The following is a 19832-nucleotide window of genomic DNA, read 5'->3' as shown; positions in this document are numbered from 1 at the left end:
TCTCACTATGACACGAATTGGAAATGAGTACATCGCCAAAGCCCCTTTCTCGCGTTGCTTTCGGCTGGTTTTCCTTCTACATCCCACTCAACGAAACTATAAGCTTACTACCTCAGGCTCTGGGAAGGCGACGGACCAGTAGACCGCACCGCTGCGCGTATCAGGCTCGCCTTTGACCAGGTGCAGGCCACTTTCATCAAATTGGGTGCCGACCCGGTAGGAGAGGGCCTTGCCCAACCGCCGCCTGAAGTCGCCTTTCTGGATATCCGCCAGATCATCAGGCAAGGCATTGTAGAGACCTGCCAGAGTTCCCTTCTCGTCTTCGATGGTGGAACGCAAGCAACGACGCCAGGATCTGGCTTTGCTGATAATGCGTGCACAGGCATTTAAATAGCTTTGGTCTGCATTTTCGGGAGCAGTCCAGGCGCGAACAATAGCGACCGTACAGGTACGGCTACGCACGAGGTACGAACGTCGGATGCGAGCATTGAGCGTTTGTGATATACTATCTCAATAGAACTGCACAGGTGATCTCTACCCCGTGCGTAGCCAGTCCAGAAAGAGAGTAAGCAACGTGACCGAGGCACATCCCATCGAAGAACAAATCCGTGCCGCGTTCGATGAAGTCAGTCAGCGCCGCACGCGCCCGCGTCGGCTTATCGAACAACGGCTCGTTGAGTTCGCGGAGAACGAAACCAATTTCACCGTTGATGACCTGTGGCAGGATATTCGCAAAGATGATCCCCACCTGGGTCGCGCGACCGTCTACCGCTCGATAGAAAAGCTCGTTAACAAGGGTCTGCTCAACCGCGTCGACTTCGCCGATGGCACGCACCACTATCGCGTCTGCGGGCACAGCCACCACCATCACCTGACCTGCAACCAGTGTCATCGCGTGGTCGAGGTAGACATCTGCCTCCCTAAAGAACAGCTCGCAAAGATCGGTAACCAGACTGATTTCACCATCGAGGGGCACTCCCTCTCCCTCTTCGGCCGCTGCTCCGAGTGCCGCACCGAGTAGCATCTCGGCCCGCAAGTAGCGAGCCGAGATGCTACTCGTCTTGCTTGTAACCTTTCTCGCCTGGCACGGCTGGCTCCAGGTCTGGCATATCATCATCATTAGCCTGATCTTTGGCACGGCACGTGGCTTCTTTGGTCCGGCTTATCGCTCGCTCTCTCCCCAATTGGTGGAGTCGAAAGAGCACCTTCCCTCGGCCAATGCTATGAATGGCCTCTCCAAGCAGAGTAGCCAGCTTATCGGTCCGCCACTGGGTTCGTTCCTCTTCATCGCGAGGAGCGCGGTCGGCGCCTTCTTCTTTGATGTCCTGACCTTCATCTTCTCAGTCTGCTGTATGCTTAGCGTCAAAGCTCCTGTGCAGTCCAGCAGTCCAGCGCCAGATGAGGCCTCAAATCAATCATCGCAGCCGCGTAAGCTCTTTCGCGGTATGGGAGATGACCTCCACCAGGGGATACACTATGTCTTGCGACTCCCCTGGCTCTGGCTCTCGATCCTCGTTATCAGCCTGGCCAACGCAGGAGTCACAGGGCTGGACCAGATCGCGCTTCCCAAGCTGCTCGTCACCAACTTCCTCAACCAGAATGGCATCTTCCTGTTAGGTGGCTTCTCCTCGACCCTGGCGCTGGGCGCCCTGATCTCGACCATGCTCATAGGGCTGTTCAACCCACAGCATCAGAGACTCTACCGCTATGGTGGCCTCATTCTCACCGGCCTGGCCTTCACCTTCTTTGGCTTGCCCCTGGCCCCCACCTGGCAGCCGCTGGCCTTTCTGCTAGCAGGCATGCTTGTCGGCTTTGGTAGCGGCATTACCGAGATCATGTGGGATATCCAGTTACAGAACCGCGTCGCCGAGGGCATGCTGGGGCGCGTCTACAGCATCTATATGCTGGGAGTGTACGCGCTCGTCCCGCTCGCCCTCTGGCTCACAGGCGTGGTCAGCGACCACATAAGCCCCACCTGGGCCTTCCTGGGCGGCGGCCTCTTCAGCGTCCTACTCGGGGTGGTCGCTATTTGCGTACGCAGCTACTCAGACACCCCATCTATGGCATCTTCAGAGCACTGACTCCTGAGTGCCTGGCGGTGCTACGCCTCTTTTAGGCAACAAAAACGCCATACAAGAGATACTATTCATTTTGTCACCTTTGCAGCTTTTCTTAAACTTTGAGTAAGAGCAGAATTTATTCTTGCTCATGCTTAATATGCGCTTTTTGAAAGGAAAAATCATGCTCTCTATAAAGAAAAAAACTATGCTCTCTGTGGCACGCCTGCTGGCTGGCATACTCTTCTGTGCGGGCCTGCTCCTCTCGACGCAGCTCTGGGTAACAAACGCACATGCTGATGCAGATTCCCACTATCTCCCAGGCAATGGTGATCAGGTGCAACTCACATTAAATGGAAGCGATTTTGGCTTTGAACAGCTCAATGACGGGAAGTTAGTATTAACATCGGGTGCGGCAAGTCCGGTCAAGTTCACTGTCGAGGTCCTGGCTGGTGGCAAGCTCGCGTTTCGCACACCCGATGGGAAACACCTTTGCCATGATACTACTGACTCCCCCATAATTATGGAGGCGGACCTGCCCAATACTGATCCTACATGCCAGGTTACTGCTGAACAGACCGATGACGGATTTGGTCTCAAGGCCGACAATGATGCATATTGGCAGCTTACCTCTTACGCCGACCGCAACGTGATAGAACCTATTGGTGAAGACCTCTCCACTCCTGATTCAACCTCGTTCACCTTCACCAAAGCGGCTTAAACACCAGGGTTGTGGCTTGATATTGGCATTTATGGACGCTAACTGGGGAAAGGTCTTTATATCCAAAGACGAACATAAGAACATGTCATAGAAAAGGGCCTGGATAGTATAGTATCCAGGCCCCGTTTGTGTCTGCTTATCGCTGCGTCTCGTTCGCAATCCAATCCAGGTAGCTCTCATTACCCGCCACTATAGGGGTTGCAAGAACTTCCGGCGTATCATACGTATGAATCTCTTTGATGGCTTTCTCTAGCTCGTCGTAGAGTTCCTTACGTGTCTTCATCGTACATACCCACTCTTCAGCCTGCTCTAGCTTTCCTTGCCACCAGTACGTACTCGTTATGGGACCGGAGACCCAACAACAGGCCACAAGCCGCCTGGTAACGACCGCATCTGCTATTCTCTGAGCCGCCTCTTTGGAATCGATAGCAGTATACACCTGTATAAAGTCCATTTATTCACTCTCCCTAATGGAACACCATGAACACAAATAAACCCGCCTTGAGAGCGGGTTTATTTGTGTTCATGGTGTTCCCGACTGGAATCGAACCAGCGCACACGGCTTCGGAGGCCGATGCTCTATCCACTGAGCTACGGGAACGAACTTCACGTATAAATATACCACAAAGGTCAACTAGCTTCAAGACTCTTGTCCGAGCATAGCAAAATCGGCTTCCAGCTCCATCTACATCTATCTTATGCACATACGTATTTCACACAATATTAACCATTATTACCATAAATATTGACTGTTTTAACTCAAGCATACTATACTCATAAAAAGTACTTTGATCTCTATTATTGGAAGTTGGAAGAAGGGAAGGATCATTGCTATGAAGTATACGACCCCATTTCCAGAGCCGTTCTCATCCGAGGAAAGCCAGCGTATCGACCTGGCTAAACAGATAACACAACCTTATCCAAGCATTCCCATCTCTATATTCAAGCCTCGATCTCTCGATGAAATAACCCATATTGAGCCAACTGTTCAAGCCGCGACCCTGCCTGGATTAAATGGTCCTATGCAGGAAAAAGCCATGATTGAGATACTAGATGACCCAGAGTCAGGGCTTCCACCTGCTGAAAGTCAGCGTACACTTCCTCGCTCCGCGCTTATCCTCATATTAGGCCTATTTCTCGCAATAGGCGTTGCCTTTTATCTCCTGTGGCAACCAGCGGCAAGCACTCCAGCCTCGGCCAATAACCAGGCCATTACGACAAATACGGCGCTCAAATCCACGAAGAATACGACGAACGCTCCCAATACGGGGGGTATGTTGCAGGTCTATGCCGTGGGAGCCATCAAAAATCCCGGCATCTATCGCCTGGCGGCGGGTTCGCGCGTTTATCAATTGCTCGCTGCAGCTGGCGGTCCCCTGCCGGAGGCGAACCTGGTCGCGCTTAATCTGGCCGCGCCGCTCAGTGATGGCGAAGAGGTCTATGTCGCCAAAATAGGTGAGACACCGCCCAGCAGCGCGAGTAGCTCATCCAGCGCCAAAAGTAGTACTAATACACCTACAGCGGCTACTGGTGTCCTGGTCAATATCAATACCGCCAACACTACTGAGCTACGCCAGCAGCTCCACGTCAGTAGCACAACGGCAAACAATATCGTCAATTATCGCACCCAGCACGGCGCCTATAGAGCCGTTGACCAGCCAGCTACTCCAGGTCGTCAGCCAATCCATTTACAATCAGATTAAAGACATCGGTTATAGCAACCGTGACGAGAAAGGCCCGGTCATTGATGCCAGAGATGAACCCGCCATCCGGGGCCACGGGCGTCACCTCCGCTGTAAAAGGGGGAAAGGAGACAGTGAATACACGAGAAGAACTTGTGTTCTTCCAGCCCTTCTGCTAGAATAGATGTATCAGCATGGATATCAGGTGAGAGGAAAAAGGAGACGTGGGAATGCCCAAGCAACCACAAGGGCAAAGGGGGAAGATGAGGCAACAGGAGAAGCGGGCTGCGACACCCACCTTTCTCCTCGAACTGCCCCTGACAATCGATTCTGGGCAATCGACCCGTCTGCGCGCTCATCTGGAAGCCGCCCGCCAGCTCTACAATGCTATCCTCTCCGAAGGGCAGAAGCGGCTGCGCCGCATGCGGGCTGATCCTGCCTGGCAAGAAGCCCGTGCCATCTCTCCCACCCTCAAGACGCAACGAGCCGCCGCCTTCTCCACCCTGCGCAAGGCGTTTGGCTTCACGGAAGCAGCCTTGCATGACGCGGTCAAAGCCCTGCGCATGGGTTGGATTGCTGAGCATCTCGATGCCGTCCTCGCTCAAACCCTGGCCAGCCGGGCCTATCGCGCTCTCAACCGCGTCTGCCTGGGCAAGGCCAAACGGGTCCGCTTCAAGAGCCGAGGTCGCGGCTTCTCCAGCATCGAGAACAAACGTAACGATACCGGTCTGCGCTTTGTCGTGCAAACTCCTCAAGTAGGAAACGCAGGGTATCTGCTCTGGAATGGAGACCGCTTGCCTGCCCTCATCGACTGGAACGATCCGGTGGTAAAGTACGGTTTGGAGCATCGCATCAAGTATGCTCGCCTCATCCAACGCCCAGCCAGCAGCTCTCGAGCTGCAGGAGCCGATGCTCAGGGTGACCGCTACGTGGTCCAACTGACCCTGGAAGGGGTGCCCTACCATAAAACCCAAGCACGCCGTCGGGCAAGGCACCGTCGGTGGCGATCTGGGACCCTCTACCCTGGCGCTTGTTCCCCAGGAAGGGGAGGCACATCTGGAGGTATTCTGTGCTGAGCTGGCTCCTGATGCCAGGGCCATTCGTCGTTTGCAGCGGCAGATGGATCGGCAGAGGCGAGCAGGCAATCCTGAGCACTACGACGAAAAGGGGCGCATCAAGAAGCAGGGCCGAAAGAAGCTGCGGTGGAAGCACAGCAAGCGCTACCTGACCACGCGACGACGCAAGGCCATCAAAGAGCGCAAGCTGGCAGCCCACCGCAAGAGCCTGCATGGCCGCAAGGTGCATGAGGTGGTGGCGCTGGGCAGCACCATCATCATTGAAAAGATTTCCTACAAGGCATGGCAAAAAACATTTGGCAAGAGTGTAGGACTGCGAGCTCCAGGGATGTTTGTAGAACTCCTGAGACGCACCGTTGCAAGCACGGGCGGCACCCTGGTCGAGGTCCCTACACGCACGACTGCGCTGAGCCAATGGTGTCATGGCTGTGGTAAGAAGGTCAAGAAGCCGCTCTCCCAGCGTTGGCACCAGTGCTCCTGTGGCGTGGGTCCCGTCCAACGCGATTTGTATTCGGCCTTTCTTGCTGCCTATCTCGATCCAGCAGATCCCACTCCCTCGTGTGCCCGATACCAGCGGTATTGGGAAGGTGCAGAGGCGCGCCTGCGGGCAGCACATGAGCGTACACGTCAACGCGCGAAAGAGGGGCAGGCTCTGCCCCAAAGCTTTGGCATCTCCAGAGCCGGAGCGCGTCTGCCCGAAAGTCCAGGGGAACCACCACTAGAGCGAGCGGTCCTCCTCATAGAGGATCAGCTCGAAGCGTGGGCCGAACGTCTGGAACCCCCGCTGCTTTAGCACGGGGAGCACTCAGAGCTCCACTTCAGGATCATATTACGGGTTTACAAGACGTTGCGGCAAGATACACTATTGGAAGAGCAGTAGACGCAGGAATGCTTCACCCCAACGCAACCTACGCCCGCTGGCGGCGTACTATAAGTGAACGCGCCATTCCCTATGTGGTGGCGCAGCAGGGAAGCATGATTCCGTCAGGTGCCAATATGCAAATCCAGGTACTCTGGCCTTTGGAGCTGCACAAGGGCAGTGATGAGGCGCGCGATAATAGCTTAGTCTTACGGTTGACCGCTCCGGGACTGAGCCTGCTCTTGCTGGGGGAGGCCGCGACAAGTAACTATGCCTTACAGGGACTACTCGACGATATTGATCCGACGTACCTGCAAGCTGACATCGTACAGGTAGTAGACAATGCGAACAAACCCTTTCCCCAAGCATTGGCAACCTTGCTGACGAAGGCACAGCCAGCACAGCTCATCGTCACGCCGGGCACACCCGGGCGGGGAGTAAATAAACAGGCATTGTCAACGAGCAGTGAGGAGTTATCTACACTTCTGTCACGTGAGACAGGCGGCCTGTTGAGTACTCTCGCTGTACGCTTTATCGCGCAGACTGGCACATTGACGCTTCGCGACACAGGGCAGGGATGGCAGAGCTTCGAGGAGAATGATTTATTCTCTAGCTCTTGATGAAACATAGCTAACAATGACTAACCCGGCAAATAGAAGGACACGGACGATATGCGCTGTGAATATTGTGGAACCGAGATCGTGAACCATACCCCTACCTGCCCCACCTGTGGCGCACACCTTGAGCCACGTCAAAGGCGTGTTTCAGCCAGTACACAATATAATCAGCGCGAGTTTGAAGCAACGCTCAATGCCGTCGCCTCCTATGAGGAGGGCTACCAGGAACAGCCGTACGAGGAGAAGATCGTCCCACCCAGGATACCAAGGACCGAGGCACGCTCCTATGGCTATGGTCCCTCAGATCCACGCCATCGCTCCTACCCTGGACACCAAACGGCCTATACCTATGTCACCTATCAAGCCCAGCCAATCCCTACACTGCCACGCAAGAACGATGGCGCACTCATCATCGAGATCTTCCTCTCGCTTTTCGGAGTCTTTGGTGTGGGTTGGCTTACGGCAGGCAAGACATCTGTAGGGCTAGCCTTGCTACTTGGCAGCATCTTCATCTACTGGCCAGTTGTGATTCTGGGGACCATCTTTACCTTCGGCATTGGCCTGCTCTGCCTGGGGCCCCTGGCGATCCTGGCAATTATTATCAACGCCATCCTGCTCAATGGCATGCTCAACCGCCAGCTCGCTCAGGCACAATACGTGGCCTATACCCAGCAGCCCCCTATGCAGACGCCCCCACCCTTCATGCATAAATAATACTGTCAAATGAATTGTGGAGTCCGTGCATGGCACGGACTCCACAATTCATTTGACAGTACTATTTACTTGGGGAAGGCGAGGCGGCGGTACTTTTCGCGGGACTCGAGCCAGGCTTCATCGGAGAGGCCCAATTTCTCGCGCAGGACTTCGGGGGCGACGCCGGAGCGTAGCTGTTCCACGGCGAAGGTATCGCGCAACAGTTGGAGGGTGACGCGCTTCTTGATCTCTGCTGCCTTGACGGCACGCGCCAAAATGTAGTTCAGGTTACGGTCGGTGCATTTGAAGACCTCGTCGCCCACGTGATACTGCTGCTGATAGCTCCGAAAGATATTGGCGAACTCTGGTGGCAGGGGAAGGCGCCGCTCGCGGTGCTGCTTGCCAGTCGAGGCAGGGAATTGCACTGTGACCAGCGGTTCACGCGGATCGGTGAGATCGATGTGATGCAGGCGCAGGCGCATGACCTCTTCTTTCTTCAAACCAGCAAATAGCACCAGGTATACCAGGCACTGACAACGGGGATCTTCAGACGCAGCCTCTAACAGGGCATGGACCTCTTCGGCAAATAAGAGTTCGGGCAGCGGCGGAAGAGGGCGCTCCAGAGTCAGGCTGGCCGCGGGGTCCTCGCGAATCGCGTTGGCGCTCGCCAGCCAGGAGAAAAAGTTCTTTAGAAAGGTAACCCGGCGTGCCATGGTCTTGGGGGCCGCCGTATGGCCCGAGCCGTATTTCAACTTTACCAGCCAGTCAGCCAGGTTCTCTTTGGAGAGACGCCCAACGGGCGTGTCTGGTCCAACGAAGTCACTAAACATCTTCAGATCTGAGAGAAAGCACGTGACCGTATAATTTGATTTGCCACGCAACATCAATTCTTGTCGGTAGGGGACAACGCATTCGGCCAGGCTCGACTGATCGGTTAGAGGGCTGGCCTGGCTTACCGGCGGGAAAGGTGTCTCCTCGGCGCCAGGCAGCTCCTGAAGGGCGGTAGAGTTCCCCACAGGGGTGGCTACCTGTCCATTATGGTGCGCTCTCTCCGCGTCCGCAAGAACTGCATCTCTCTGTATCTCCTGCTGCGGATCCTTCTGCATGATCAATCCTCACTTTTCGAGATCTTACGTCAACTGCACTCTACATTTCATTATAGCATACCTGATTGCTGCCCTTCTGAACATAGAGGCGCTATGTGAGGGCAGCATGAGTAGGGGGAGACGTTGACAGAGGACAAAGAAGAGCGCTCACACCTTTATGAGTGGGTACTCGTAGAGATGTGAACGCTCTTCTGTATGTTAGATACCATGACCTGCTACTCCCCATTGAATGGCGGGGCATGTTATCTTAATAGGCGTTATCGGTTTTGCGCGGCAAACCCTTAAAAAACAATTGTGAACGCCGCTTCGCAGCGGCTAGCTCCGCTCACACGATTGAAGGGCAAACCCTTGTGCCGATGGCAGAAAGGAGCTATGCCTTACTCTTCCTCGTCGCGATCCAGATCCTCAGCGTTAAGCAGATCCTCTTCTTCCTCTTCTTCCTCGTCATACTCATCGAGATATGACAGGTCGGAATCACGAGTCGAATAGGACTCCTTGCGGATCGTGATCGTTGGATGAACGGCGGGAAAAGGTTTGAGGCCCGTAGGGTCCTGGCCGCCTTCGTAGCTCGACTCATACATGGTCGGCATACTCTCACGCACCAACACCTTATCCTCTAGAGCCGCAGCCTCAAAGCCCAGGCGACGGAGATCCATCACCATGCCAGGCCACGTATCATCGGCATCAACTGCCCACCATTCACGTCCCATATAGCGGACGGGGCGCACACGCATAGGCCGGTTAAGATCGCCAAGGGTAGCCATGAGATTTGCACGTTTGCGCTCGGCATTTTTCACGATAAGAAACCGTCCCTTCTCTCAAATGTACAATGCTTTGTCTGCTCTCCGCCTGAATCATGGGAAGAAAAATTGATGCTTCTGATGATACATTCTTTTTCAGCCTCAGCTAGACGGAAACAGGGTGCGTGTACCCATACCATACCACATAACCCATACCATTTGCCAACAAATACCATATTTCTATTCACCATAACATATCATCATACCTGAAACATTCCCCCCGGCTCGCAAGCTCGCCTTATAGGGAATAGTATGCTGGCGCGCGGGCGGCTGCCCGCGCGCCAGCATACTACTGTGAATGTCTGTGGTGCTGAGCCGTTACATTCGGATTGGGGAGTCATGCGAGCATGGCCCCTACAGCACTTCCAGGTCGCTAGCACTCCTTCCGGAGTAAGGTATGTTGGGGTGTGGCGCGGGCGGATGCCCACACCCCAACATACCTTACCGCGAGCGCCGCAGGCGCGAGAGGTTGACAAGCAAGGGGGAGAGACGCGATACTAAGCAGAGCCAGAGGTAAGAGAGGGTATTTTGTAACTGCAAAGGCGGCATTCATGAAGTTATATACATCGATATTTGCGCGCATCTACAAGCGCTTTCTGGCGGATACAGCCGGACAGAGGCTACGCGCGACGCCGAGCTACTTCTTCCTGATATGGCGTTGGAGTATGTGGCTCTACGCCCTGGTGCTGATTGTTGGCTCACGAGAACCCTATACAAAATATCCTGCGTATGGGATCAGCGTCGTGCTCCTCTTTGTTACGCTATTACAGACGCTGATCGTGACGCTGTACTCCCCGGTCGCGCGCCACTTTTTCCCTCGTCTACGCCTACCCTTCGCCTCTCCTCCACACAGTGAGATCGACGAGGAAGAGCCGATTCCAACTGCCCTGGCTCGCCTGCGCAACCCCTATAGCAATCTTATTCTCTACGGCATTGATTTATTGGTCTGTGGACTGGTGACCTACCTGAGCGGCCCTTTCGCCTTGCATCCCTACTTTGGCACCTCCTCGCCCTTCTATCGCTATGGGATCTCGACGGCCTTCGCGGCAGCACTGGCCTATGGCTATCGCGGAGGACTGGGCGCGGCCCTGGGCTACGATCTCTTTATAGTGTTGGGTATACTTTTCCGACCCACCTATGCCGATCCCCTCTATACCCCCAATGTGATCGATGTCGTGGGTTCGCTGGTTGATACGCCTGTAGCGGCGCTGGTAGCGGCCTTAATTATCTCCTTGCTGGATCGCTATGTGCGAAGTTTGCAGAGCGAGCAGGCGAACGTGCGGCAACAGAAGGCGCAGCTCGACCTGGGCAATGTGCTCATCCAGGCGGCCTATGAACGCCAACACTTGCTCACGAAAAGCGCCGAGCAACTCCGCCAGGGCGGGCGTTTCGAGAGCCTGGCGCTCGCCCTGGTGCCTCACACACCCGAATTGGATACTGATATGACCGATACTGAGGTGCCCCGCCCGCAGCAGCTAGAGATCTATACCTCGCCTGCACATCTCCCGCACGAGGGCGAGGCATCGCTTCCTGGTGAGCTGTTTGAACAGGTGCGCCAGACGGGAGAGCGGCTGACAAGAATTGAGCCACCTGTGCCCCATCTCTATCCTCCACGCTTTCCCCACCAGCTCTACCTCCCCTTCGCCAAACAGGGCGAAGTCCAGCTAATCCTGGGTGTGGAGAGCCATCGCCCCATTGATGAGAAACAGGAAGACTTCCTGGTAATCGCTGGAACACAGTTGCTCACAGCCCTGGAGAATATCCGCCTGACCGAGCAAACCATCCTGCTGACCGCCCAGGAGGAGCGCAACCGCATCGCGCGTGAGATCCATGATGGCGTGGCCCAGTTGATTTATATTCTCAAGATCAGTGCCGAGACCTGCATTGCCTATACTCAACGCTTGATGGAGGCATCAGAGGAGGAGGCAAAGCAACTCAACCCTCTTGAGGAGCGTTTACAGAAGTTGGTAACTATCTCCAAACAGGCGCTGTGGGAGACGCGTAGCTATATGTTCTCGCTCAAACCGCTCAATCAGGAGCACCTGAGCCTGCAAGACATCATCCAGGGGCAGTTGCGCGAGTTTGAGACGATTAGCGAGGTACCAACCAGCCTGTATGTGGAGGGCGAGGAGGCATCCACCGATGGCGATAATGAGTATGCACGCCAGCGCGAGCGGGTGTACGCAGCCTTCTTCCGCATCGTCCAGGAGGCGCTGACCAACGCGTATAAGCATGCCGAGGCCACACGGATAGAGGTGGCGCTGCGCCAGGGTCCAGAAGACATCCTGGTCGAGATAGGCGATAACGGTAAGGGGTTGCCCAAGCCAGCCAGAAGCGACACGCGCTTCTACTCGGGACATGGACTCACAGGCATGCGCGAGCGCGCGACTGAACTGGGCGGGACCCTGGATATTCTTCCCGGGCAGGCAGGTGGCCTGCTGGTCCGCGCCTGGATTCCATTATCTCATGCGAAAACCAACACCGCTCTCGCGGCTAGCGCTAGCGCGCTCAAGTTTCCGGAGAGGCACTGAGCAGAGGAGGCTCCAGATGAGCAAGATACGTTTGATGCTAGTTGATGACCATGAAGTGGTACGCCTGGGCATGCGCGCCGCGTTCGAGCTTGAGCCGGATATTACCATTGTGGGCGAGGCCAGCAATGGCGCTGAGGCCGTCGCCAAGGTCGGAGTTCTCGCCCCCAGGTGATCCTGATGGATGTGCGCATGGAGAAGATGAGCGGGATCGAAGCCTGCCGCGAGATTAAGAGCGGCTATCCCCAGGTCAATATCTTGATGATTACCTCCTACACAGATGAGCGCGCTATCCTCGCCTCCACGCTCGCCGGGGCCAGCGGCTACCTACTCAAAAACGTGAGTCGTGCCGAACTGCTCAAGGCCATTCGCCGGGTCGCCACCGGGGCCTCGCTGCTCGACCCCAAACAGAGGCAGCAGGCTCTCGCGAACGCGACTGCCAGCGCGCCTAAGGAGACCATTACCGAGCGCGAACGCGAAGTCCTGGCCCTCGTCGCCCGTGGCTATACTAACAAGCAGATCGCCGAAGGGCTCTCCATGAGCGAGAAGACGGCGCGCAATCATGTCAGCCACATCCTCGAAAAGCTGGGCCTGACGCGGCGCAGCGAGGCCGCCGCCTACGCCGTCGAACACAACCTTGTGCCACCACGCCAATCCCAGCAGCACGAGGAGAAAAATGAATAAAAGAAAGAGAATAATTTATGAGCGATATCGCCAACCAACAATACCTGTTAGGCAATCAGTATCAGAACGCTGAGAAGTTGAATGTTCGCATCCAACTTCACCAGCGCTTTAGCCAGAATAAGTATGACTGGCACCGCTGGGTCTTCGATCACCTGGCATTTACCCCTGGCGCTAAAGTGCTTGAGCTGGGGTGTGGTCCCGCGCACCTCTGGCAGCGGAACCTGGACCGTTTACCCCCAGATTCTTCTATCACACTCTCCGACTTCTCTGCTGGCATGCTGGATGAGGCCCGGCAGACGTTAGCAGAGAGTTCTTATCCCTTCACCTTTCAGGCCATCGACGCGCAGGCCATTCCCTTACCAGACCAGAGCCTGGACATGGTGATTGCCAACCATATGCTCTATCATGTGCCTGACCGCCAGAAGGCCCTGGCTGAGATCAGGCGCGTCCTCAAGCCAACAGGGCGCTTCTATGCCGCGACCAATGGGCGCGACAACCTCAAGGAGATCAGGGAGCTCTTCCACCAGATTGCGGGCAATTATTTATGGGGCGAACAGGGACAGCTCACCTTTCACCTGGAGATGGGAGAGGAAGAGTTACGCCAGCATTTCGCCAGCGTAGAGGTCATTCGCAACGAAGACCAACTCGTGGTCACCGAGGCCGAACCGTTGATCGACTATATACTCTCAGGCAGCGCGGGCAAGGATCTGACGGATGAGCAGAAGGCCACGCTGGCGGAGATCATTGAGAGGCAGATCGACACGCTGGGAGCAGTGCGCATCCAAAAGGTCGCGGGCCTCTTTGTAGCATATTAATCCATAAAAATAATGAGCTCAGGATGACAGCCGCTGGCTGTCATCCTGAGCTCATTATTTTTATGGATTAATTAAACACTTTCAGGTTGCTATAGACGACGTCGGCATCTTCCTTCTGCGCGTTGGCGAGAAAGGCGATGACACCTTGATCTGGATGGTCAGCATTGCTGAGCGATGCGACAAAGATGTTGTTGACATAGAATGAGAGCGTTGTCCCGTGAGCGATGATTTGGAGCGTATTCTTGACGCCAGGACCCGTGTGGAAACCTGTGGTAATGGTATCCTCTTTCAAGGGAGTAGAGCCAGTGGAGAAGTTCCCGAAGAAGAGATTTTGTAGTGTCCATCGGGTCCAATCTGAAAGAGATAGCCCGCGTAAGTTCCAATAACGCTCTTGGCTACACGGAAGTAGACGCCGCCGCCATCGCCGCTCTTGATGAGCATATCTACACTAATGGTCTGGTCGCCAAACTGTTTCTGGCTCTCCGAGCAACCCTTATTTGAGCTTGAGCCTAGAAAACCCTTGGCCACCGTCACGTGATAGCCCTCATTAGGAATGAAGGAACAACTGGAGCTTGATTCCCATCCCGCCTCGCTGCCGGCGTCCGTCAGGGGGTCCTGATAGACGGGGTTGGTCGCGGTCGCGGTTCTGATGACCGAGGCTGTCGCCTGGGCCTGCTGAGTGGCCTGCGCCTGCGCCTGGGCTGTCTGGGTCGCGCCAGGGTCCTGGGTGCTGATCGCCGTGGCGCTCGAGCCGTTTGTGCCGTTGTTGCTGGTGCCTGGCGTGCCGTTCTTCAAGAGCATATAGGCGGGAACGGCGATGATCAGCAAGATGAGAAGGGCGGCACCGACCATAATGTAGCCACGATTGTGAGAGGGTGGCTCGGGTGGTGGGGTAGGCGTGGCGGGACGTGGACGCGGCGCCTGGTGCTGGGGCGAGGAGGCAGAACGCGGTTGGGGCTGGTCATAGCGATCCTGCTGCCCGTAGCGCTGCTGCTCTGGAGGATACTGGCGAGATTGGGGCTGCCCATAACCCTGTTGCCCGTAGTTCTGCTGAGAAGTTCGGGGCGCCTGCTCGCGTGTGGGAGTGCCAGCGTGCGGGGCATAGTTCTGGGGCGAATGCGCCGCCTGGTAAGGAGGCTGGCCCCGGTTGGGTTCGGCTGCGCGCTGCCCGGCAGGCGGTGCTGGCAATACCAGCGGACCATCAGCGCGCTCGGTACGCAGCGAATGGATGGATGGCTCGGCGGGAGCCGCCTCAGCACGCTCGGTGCGCGCCGAATGCATGGTTCCTGCGGGGAAGTCTCCCCGGACCGTGCGGTCGGAGTGGAGGGTGGCCCCCTTCGGCTCCGGTTTAGCCTGCGGCTGCTCCTGGAGCGCATTGGTGAAGGCATCGGCCATCTCGGTCGCGCTGGAGTAGCGTAGCTCCGGGCGCTTCTCCAGAGACTTGAGAATGACCTTCTCGGCGGCGACGGGCAGGTTTGAGGCATAGCGTCGTGGCGATGGCGGCTGCTTATTGATGTGCATCGAAACAACGGCAATCTGGTTCGCGGCCTCAAAGGGTACACGGCCAGTGACCATCTCAAAGAGTAGCACACCCAGACCATAGAGATCGCTGCGGGCGTCGGCCTTGTGGTCCTCCTCGAAAAGTTCGGGTGCCATGTAGTCAACCGTACCCATCAAGAAGCCGGTTGAGGTGAGTTGAGTCACGTCGCCGGTGTTACGCGCGATGCCAAAATCAGCAAGGTAACAACGCCCCTCGTTGTCCAGCAGGACATTTGAGGACTTGATATCGCGATGGATGATACCGCGAGCATGGATATAATCGAGGGCGGAGCCGATATCGCGCAAGATACGGGCGGCCTCCTCTGGTTTGAGCGGTGAGCGGCGCAGGCGGGTGCGCAGCGTCCCCCCCTCAAGATAGGGCATCACCAAATAGTAGCACTCGTAACCATCAACGCTGTTGCTACCCGCGTCAAAAATAGGAATAAGATAAGGATGGCGCAACTGTGCCATTACCCGGGCTTCGCGCTCGAAGCGGCGGCGCATCTCTTCATCGTCGCGTTTAAATACTTTGACCGCCACGATACGCTGGAAGCGGGTGTCGTATCCCTCGTATACGTCCGCCATACCACCTTTACCAATGATTTGCCGCAATTCGTAGCGGTCAAGGGTCCTTCCTTCCAGGTCTGCCATAACTTTTCTCCCGAAAGAATTTATTTGTGATGATGAGTTCTCTCTCAAACGAACGAGACTTACGCACTATTATACCGTACGCGTCGACTATTGCACGCTCGCTTGCCTGTTTTGCCTATGCATGAAAATAAAGGGCGCAGGGCAGGCATCCAGGGCAATTAGCAGCATACCACGCAGCGATTAACTGTGCTGTTAGCAAGCTCACAACCTACACAATTGTGTCAAAAAAAAGAGGCCCGAACTAACGCATGTACAACGATGCGCCGTTCGGGCCTCCCTCAGGTTGAAACGAAATCAGCTTGCGTCCTTACAAACCGTGGTGGAGTTTTTTGCATAGCTCCTTATGCGAAAACCAACCCCCATTCGGGGCGCAGCGCCACTCTCGTGGCTAGCGCTTTGCGCTCAGGTTTTTCGATAGGAAGAGTAAAAGAGAAAGAAAAGAAAGATAGTTTTAGCATTGGTTATAGCATTGGTAACAGGCGCTCCAGGTCCTCTTCACCGAGCCAGAGCAGGGGAAGGCATCTTCCTCCAATGCTAGCATCAGGTGGTCGGCTTCACGCCAGGCCGTTTCATACATAACCGAGGTCACCGCTTGCTTGCGTAGTGCCTCGTCCAGGTCGACGATCCCCAGCAGGTGAATCTCCCCCAGAGGCGAGACGTCAATAGTAAGATAGAGGCCCTCGCAAGTGAGCATGCCCTGTTCATTAAGGTAGTGACGCGCCACAATATCTACGCGCCAGCGCACCAGTTCGCGCTGCGCATTAAAGATAGAGGTGACGACATAACGCGCGCCAGCCGGGAAGTGTTGCAACCAAAGGAAGCCATCGTCGGCTATGCACACTTCCGTCCCTGGCAACGTTACCATGAGTGGCTCGCGCACTTGCTCCAGTAAGAGCAGGCTTACATAGCCTGAGAACTCGCGCGAGTCGATGCGCGTCATGGCAAAGCGTTTCTTTTGTAGATCTGGTCCTTCCGGGTGATCTACCTGCCACGTTTTCATTATAGGGACCCTCTACTCATAGTTTTTGCGAATGTATCGCATTTATTTTCTAGCATTTTCTTTCTAGCAATTTTAGCCAAGTATAGCATAACTCTTCGTGCCTGCGCCGCGCAGAGGGATTAATAAATGGATGAGAGTGGTCCTGGCGGTGCCAGGACCACTCTCATCCATTTATTAACTTCTTTCTTTTAATAATCGAGGGCGAGAGCGTAGTTGCAGGTGTTGGCCATTTTTTGGAGGGCGGTGTCTGAGGAGAGTTGGCCAGTGAGCGCGCTGGTATAGCTGGTGGTGATGGTTGAGCGGCATTGGTCCCAGGCGGGGAGGATGCTGGGGACAAAGCCGTAGACGATGGATTCGGGTCCGGCTTTGCGCTCGGGATAACGTGTGTAGAAGGCCTTGAGGGGTGCGCCCTCATAGGCGGACTTGCGCACGGGAATATAGCCTGTGACCTGGACGAAAGTCGCATTCGCTTCGGGGCTGACGAGAAACTTCATAAAGTCCCAGGCCGCGTTCCGGGCCGCGTTGTCGCTGTTGGAGAAGAGGGCAAGGTTTGTACCATAGAGCGAGGTATAGCGCCCACCGGGGCCGGAAGGCAGCGGAACCTGGCCTATATGCAGCTTATTATGTGTGCTCTTGAGCAGGTAGGGGTAATGCGAGACGGAGCCGATGGCGAAGGCCGCCTTGCCCGAGGTAAAGTCGTTCTGCCAGGCATCCTCACGAGTGATATGGATCGCGCCAGAGTCGACCAGGGGAGACAGATCATCCATAGCTTGTAGAGCGGATTTCGCGTTCGCACCCTCGCTAAAGGTAATCATCTTTTTGTCCGCGCTAATAAAGTCACCGCCTCCAAAGGCTTTATAGAAGGTTGCCCACTCATCGACCTGGGGCGTAAAGGAGAGACCCCAGCGCGAACCATCACCCTTGGAGACCTTCTTAATAGTAGCCTCCAGTTCACTCATGGTATCCGGCGGTTTGATGCCTGCCGCCTTCAAGAGATCAGTGTTATAGTAGAGCACCTCAACGCTCTTGTTGAAGGGCAGCATATACTGGGTGCCGACGAGCTGGCCATCACGCCAGAGCGTGGGGTAGAAATCAGCGATATCGGCCTGGCTTAAGCCGTTCTTGCCGGAGATATAGGGCTGGAGTGAAGCGAGCGCGTTGGCCTGCTGGTATTGCGCGGCCCAGCTCTCATAGGCCTGGGCCATAGTGGGAGTCTTATGCGCCGCGATGGCCGCCGTGAGCCTGGTCTTCAAGGTGTCATAGGAGTCAAAGGCCTGGAGATTGATGGTGACATTAGGATGCTGATCCATATATTGCTGAGCGAGCTGCTCAACGGCGTCTTTGTCAGCTCCGCTGGGGAAAGCTTCCCAAAAGTCGACCGTGTATGTCGCGCCCGGATCCAAGATACCAAGAAGACCCGTCTGCACACGCCTGGCACTCTCATTGAAGCCACATCCACTCAATGGCATAAATAAAAGTACAAGGCAGAAGCATGCCGCCATAGGGGCACGCGACCAGTGATAAGTCATGTTCTTCCCCCTTGCTAAAACTAGCGAGCCATGTCTTACCCTTTCGCGCCGTCGGCGGTGAACCTTTCGTGAAACTGCTTATACGACAGCAGGGTAGACGTATGACAAACCTATTCACATATGGGAAACATTTGATACCCTCTTTCCCTCACGCCAACCTGGGCCATACACCTACTTTGTTTTAGCATGGAGATTGACCTACTCCCCACGCCTGAAGGGCGGGGGATTCTCTCCCTCACGAGAGAGCCTTCCTGTTTCACCGAGGACTGCCTACGCCCCTTTCGAGGTCGCAGGTCTTACGTTCTCTCCGCAGGCTGATACGACTGCGAGTCCCGCAGCCAAGATGTTGTATGCAGCATTGATGTCTCGGTCATGGCAGACACCACAACCTGGACAGACCCACTCCCGTACATCCAGGGTGAGGATGTCCAGGTTGTACCCACAGGCGCTACACGTCTTGCTGGTCGCTTCCCACCGATTAATGATGACGACCGTGCGCCCGTACCATGCCGCTTTGTATTCCAGTTGCCGCCGAATCTCACCCCATCCTACATCGCTAATGGCTTTGGCAAGGCAGTGGTTTTTGAGCATGCCAGCCACATGTAAGCCTTCCAGGCAGATCACTTGGTTTTCGCGTATCAGTCTGGTGGTCACTTTGTGCTGGTAGTCTCGACGGGTATTGACAATCTTGGCATGCAGACGAGCCACTTTTTTGCGGGCCTTGTCGCGGTTCTTGCTGCCCTTTTTCTTTTTCGCGTGTCGTCTCTGAGCCTTGGCAAGCTTCTTTTCGTAGCGGTGGAGGTGCTTTGGGTTAGCGATGGTTTCCCCATCGGAGGTAATGAGCAGGGATTTGAGGCCCAGGTCCACCCCGACGACCTTCTCCGTCAGGGGAAGAGGTTCGATCCACTCTTCAACCAGCAAAGAAATGAAATAGCGCCCTGATGGGTCTTTGGAGATGGTCACACTGGAAATACGTGTATCCTTTGGCAGTGGGCGCGACCACACAATATTGAGGGGGTCTTTCTGTTTGGCAAGGGTGAGCTTTCCCTCACGCCATGTAAAGGCGTTGTCGGTATAGGTCGCGCTCTGTCCTTTGTGCTTCTTTTTGAAGGTGGGATACTTGGCTCGCCCCTCAAAAAAGTTTTTGTAGGCGGCGTCAAGATGACGAAGGGACTGTTGCAAGGGGACGCTGCTCACATCTTTGAGCCATGCCGTCCCCTCCTCTTTTTTGAGGGCGGTGATGGCGACACTGAGTTCGGAGGTTTTGATCTTGCGTTTGTGATCAAAGTAGGCACGTTTCTTGGTCGAGAGGGCATAGTTGTACACGAAGCGACAACAGCCGAACGTTTGCGCCAGATGACGCGCCTGTTCGTCCGTTGGGTAAAAGCGGTACTTATACGCCTTCTTGACCACGTTACTGACCTTTCTTCTTTGCCTCTCGCTTCACATGCTCCTCGATTGCCGTAAGAATCTCC

Annotated in this window: 19 protein-coding genes, 1 tRNA gene and 1 pseudogene; 11 read left to right on the top strand and 10 right to left on the bottom strand. The window is 55.4% G+C overall.

Annotation, left to right across the window (positions count from 1 at the left end; all coding sequences use genetic code 11):
- Positions 1 to 96: 96 nt before the first annotated feature.
- On the bottom strand, positions 97 to 462 hold the full coding sequence (locus KTE_RS18670; protein ID WP_201383444.1) for a hypothetical protein: 366 nt from the start codon (positions 460 to 462) through the stop codon (positions 97 to 99).
- A gap of 112 nt (positions 463 to 574) precedes the next feature.
- Between KTE_RS18670 and KTE_RS18665 the strand changes: the two genes are divergently transcribed.
- The 3 genes from KTE_RS18665 (at position 575) to KTE_RS18655 (ending at position 2778) form a co-directional block, all read left to right on the top strand.
- Complete coding sequence (locus KTE_RS18665; RefSeq protein ID WP_236037907.1) at positions 575 to 1021, top strand: Fur family transcriptional regulator; 447 nt, start codon at positions 575 to 577, stop codon at positions 1019 to 1021.
- Between the two features lie 28 nt (positions 1022 to 1049).
- The gene (locus KTE_RS18660; protein ID WP_201383442.1) at positions 1050 to 2081 is read left to right on the top strand and encodes an MFS transporter; all 1032 of its coding nucleotides are present in this window, start codon (positions 1050 to 1052) and stop codon (positions 2079 to 2081) included.
- A 160-nt stretch (positions 2082 to 2241) separates the two neighbouring features.
- Positions 2242 to 2778 (top strand): hypothetical protein, encoded by a 537-nt coding sequence (locus KTE_RS18655; protein WP_201383440.1) that lies wholly within the window; start codon positions 2242 to 2244, stop codon positions 2776 to 2778.
- A 136-nt stretch (positions 2779 to 2914) separates the two neighbouring features.
- On the opposite strand, the gene cutA is transcribed toward KTE_RS18655, so the two are convergent.
- Positions 2915 to 3232, bottom strand: a complete 318-nt coding sequence (cutA, locus tag KTE_RS18650; RefSeq protein ID WP_201383438.1) for a divalent-cation tolerance protein CutA — start codon at positions 3230 to 3232, stop codon at positions 2915 to 2917.
- A gap of 72 nt (positions 3233 to 3304) precedes the next feature.
- Positions 3305 to 3379 (bottom strand) — tRNA-Arg (locus tag KTE_RS18645).
- Between the two features lie 232 nt (positions 3380 to 3611).
- On the opposite strand from KTE_RS18645, the gene KTE_RS18640 reads away from it, so the two are divergent.
- The 4 genes and pseudogenes from KTE_RS18640 (at position 3612) to KTE_RS18625 (ending at position 7726) form a co-directional block, all read left to right on the top strand.
- A complete protein-coding gene (locus KTE_RS18640) occupies positions 3612 to 4481 on the top strand; it encodes a helix-hairpin-helix domain-containing protein (protein WP_201383436.1) in 870 nt (289 codons plus the stop codon).
- Positions 4482 to 4690: 209 nt separating this feature from the next.
- Positions 4691 to 6329: pseudogene (locus tag KTE_RS18635) on the top strand (AAA family ATPase).
- Positions 6330 to 6424: 95 nt separating this feature from the next.
- A complete protein-coding gene (locus tag KTE_RS18630; RefSeq protein ID WP_201383434.1) occupies positions 6425 to 7015 on the top strand; it encodes a hypothetical protein in 591 nt (196 codons plus the stop codon).
- 51 nt (positions 7016 to 7066) lie between these two features.
- A complete protein-coding gene (locus KTE_RS18625; RefSeq protein WP_201383432.1) occupies positions 7067 to 7726 on the top strand; it encodes a hypothetical protein in 660 nt (219 codons plus the stop codon).
- A gap of 65 nt (positions 7727 to 7791) precedes the next feature.
- On the opposite strand, the gene KTE_RS18620 is transcribed toward KTE_RS18625, so the two are convergent.
- Both KTE_RS18620 and KTE_RS18615 read right to left on the bottom strand, forming a co-directional pair.
- Positions 7792 to 8811 carry a tyrosine-type recombinase/integrase gene (locus KTE_RS18620; protein ID WP_201383430.1) on the bottom strand — a complete coding sequence of 340 codons (1020 nt, stop codon included), beginning with the start codon at positions 8809 to 8811 and terminating at the stop codon, positions 7792 to 7794.
- Positions 8812 to 9188: 377 nt separating this feature from the next.
- Positions 9189 to 9608: a hypothetical protein gene (locus KTE_RS18615; protein ID WP_201369274.1), complete on the bottom strand. Its 420-nt coding sequence runs from the start codon at positions 9606 to 9608 to the stop codon at positions 9189 to 9191.
- Between the two features lie 554 nt (positions 9609 to 10162).
- Between KTE_RS18615 and KTE_RS18610 the strand changes: the two genes are divergently transcribed.
- From KTE_RS18610 to KTE_RS18595, 4 genes are read left to right on the top strand one after another with little or no spacing between them, the layout of a single operon-like run.
- On the top strand, positions 10163 to 12142 hold the full coding sequence (locus tag KTE_RS18610) for a sensor histidine kinase (protein WP_201383428.1): 1980 nt from the start codon (positions 10163 to 10165) through the stop codon (positions 12140 to 12142).
- Between the two features lie 16 nt (positions 12143 to 12158).
- The gene (locus tag KTE_RS18605; RefSeq protein WP_201383426.1) at positions 12159 to 12314 is read left to right on the top strand and encodes a response regulator transcription factor; all 156 of its coding nucleotides are present in this window, start codon (positions 12159 to 12161) and stop codon (positions 12312 to 12314) included.
- Between the two features lie 5 nt (positions 12315 to 12319).
- Positions 12320 to 12823, top strand: a complete 504-nt coding sequence (locus tag KTE_RS18600; protein ID WP_201383424.1) for a response regulator transcription factor — start codon at positions 12320 to 12322, stop codon at positions 12821 to 12823.
- A gap of 17 nt (positions 12824 to 12840) precedes the next feature.
- Positions 12841 to 13638 carry a class I SAM-dependent methyltransferase gene (locus KTE_RS18595; RefSeq protein ID WP_201383422.1) on the top strand — a complete coding sequence of 266 codons (798 nt, stop codon included), beginning with the start codon at positions 12841 to 12843 and terminating at the stop codon, positions 13636 to 13638.
- 67 nt (positions 13639 to 13705) lie between these two features.
- On the opposite strand, the gene KTE_RS18590 is transcribed toward KTE_RS18595, so the two are convergent.
- From KTE_RS18590 to tnpB, 5 genes are all read right to left on the bottom strand, one after another.
- Complete coding sequence (locus KTE_RS18590; RefSeq protein WP_201383420.1) at positions 13706 to 13930, bottom strand: hypothetical protein; 225 nt, start codon at positions 13928 to 13930, stop codon at positions 13706 to 13708.
- A complete protein-coding gene (locus KTE_RS18585) occupies positions 13927 to 15828 on the bottom strand; it encodes a serine/threonine-protein kinase (protein WP_201383418.1) in 1902 nt (633 codons plus the stop codon). Before KTE_RS18585 ends, KTE_RS18590 begins: the two co-directional genes overlap by 4 nt.
- A gap of 451 nt (positions 15829 to 16279) precedes the next feature.
- Positions 16280 to 16828, bottom strand: coding sequence for a hypothetical protein (locus KTE_RS18580; protein WP_201383416.1), 549 nt, complete (start codon positions 16826 to 16828; stop codon positions 16280 to 16282).
- Between the two features lie 188 nt (positions 16829 to 17016).
- On the bottom strand, positions 17017 to 18357 hold the full coding sequence (locus KTE_RS18575; RefSeq protein ID WP_201383414.1) for an ABC transporter substrate-binding protein: 1341 nt from the start codon (positions 18355 to 18357) through the stop codon (positions 17017 to 17019).
- 270 nt (positions 18358 to 18627) lie between these two features.
- Positions 18628 to 19770 carry an IS200/IS605 family element RNA-guided endonuclease TnpB gene (tnpB, locus tag KTE_RS18570; protein ID WP_201383413.1) on the bottom strand — a complete coding sequence of 381 codons (1143 nt, stop codon included), beginning with the start codon at positions 19768 to 19770 and terminating at the stop codon, positions 18628 to 18630.
- Between the last annotated feature and the right edge of the window lie 62 nt (positions 19771 to 19832).

Origin of the sequence: Ktedonobacter sp. SOSP1-85 (assembly GCF_016587415.1) — a bacterium.
GTDB lineage: Bacteria > Chloroflexota > Ktedonobacteria > Ktedonobacterales > Ktedonobacteraceae > Ktedonobacter.
This window is presented reverse-complemented; position numbering and strand designations above follow the sequence as displayed.

Bases quoted from the DNA above. Each gene is read 5' to 3' on its own strand.
- KTE_RS18660 (WP_201383442.1), top strand. From the start codon at position 1,050: ATGCTACTCGTCTTGCTTGTAACCTTTCTCGCCTGGCACGGCTGGCTC.
- KTE_RS18655 (WP_201383440.1), top strand. From the start codon at position 2,242: ATGCTCTCTATAAAGAAAAAAACTATGCTCTCTGTGGCACGCCTGCTG.
- cutA (WP_201383438.1), bottom strand. From the start codon at position 3,232: ATGGACTTTATACAGGTGTATACTGCTATCGATTCCAAAGAGGCGGCT.
- KTE_RS18640 (WP_201383436.1), top strand. From the start codon at position 3,612: ATGAAGTATACGACCCCATTTCCAGAGCCGTTCTCATCCGAGGAAAGC.
- KTE_RS18630 (WP_201383434.1), top strand. From the start codon at position 6,425: ATGCTTCACCCCAACGCAACCTACGCCCGCTGGCGGCGTACTATAAGT.
- KTE_RS18625 (WP_201383432.1), top strand. From the start codon at position 7,067: ATGCGCTGTGAATATTGTGGAACCGAGATCGTGAACCATACCCCTACC.
- KTE_RS18620 (WP_201383430.1), bottom strand. From the start codon at position 8,811: ATGCAGAAGGATCCGCAGCAGGAGATACAGAGAGATGCAGTTCTTGCG.
- KTE_RS18610 (WP_201383428.1), top strand. From the start codon at position 10,163: ATGAAGTTATATACATCGATATTTGCGCGCATCTACAAGCGCTTTCTG.
- KTE_RS18605 (WP_201383426.1), top strand. From the start codon at position 12,159: ATGAGCAAGATACGTTTGATGCTAGTTGATGACCATGAAGTGGTACGC.
- KTE_RS18600 (WP_201383424.1), top strand. From the start codon at position 12,320: ATGGATGTGCGCATGGAGAAGATGAGCGGGATCGAAGCCTGCCGCGAG.
- KTE_RS18595 (WP_201383422.1), top strand. From the start codon at position 12,841: ATGAGCGATATCGCCAACCAACAATACCTGTTAGGCAATCAGTATCAG.
- KTE_RS18585 (WP_201383418.1), bottom strand. From the start codon at position 15,828: ATGGCAGACCTGGAAGGAAGGACCCTTGACCGCTACGAATTGCGGCAA.
- KTE_RS18580 (WP_201383416.1), bottom strand. From the start codon at position 16,828: ATGAAAACGTGGCAGGTAGATCACCCGGAAGGACCAGATCTACAAAAG.
- KTE_RS18575 (WP_201383414.1), bottom strand. From the start codon at position 18,357: ATGACTTATCACTGGTCGCGTGCCCCTATGGCGGCATGCTTCTGCCTT.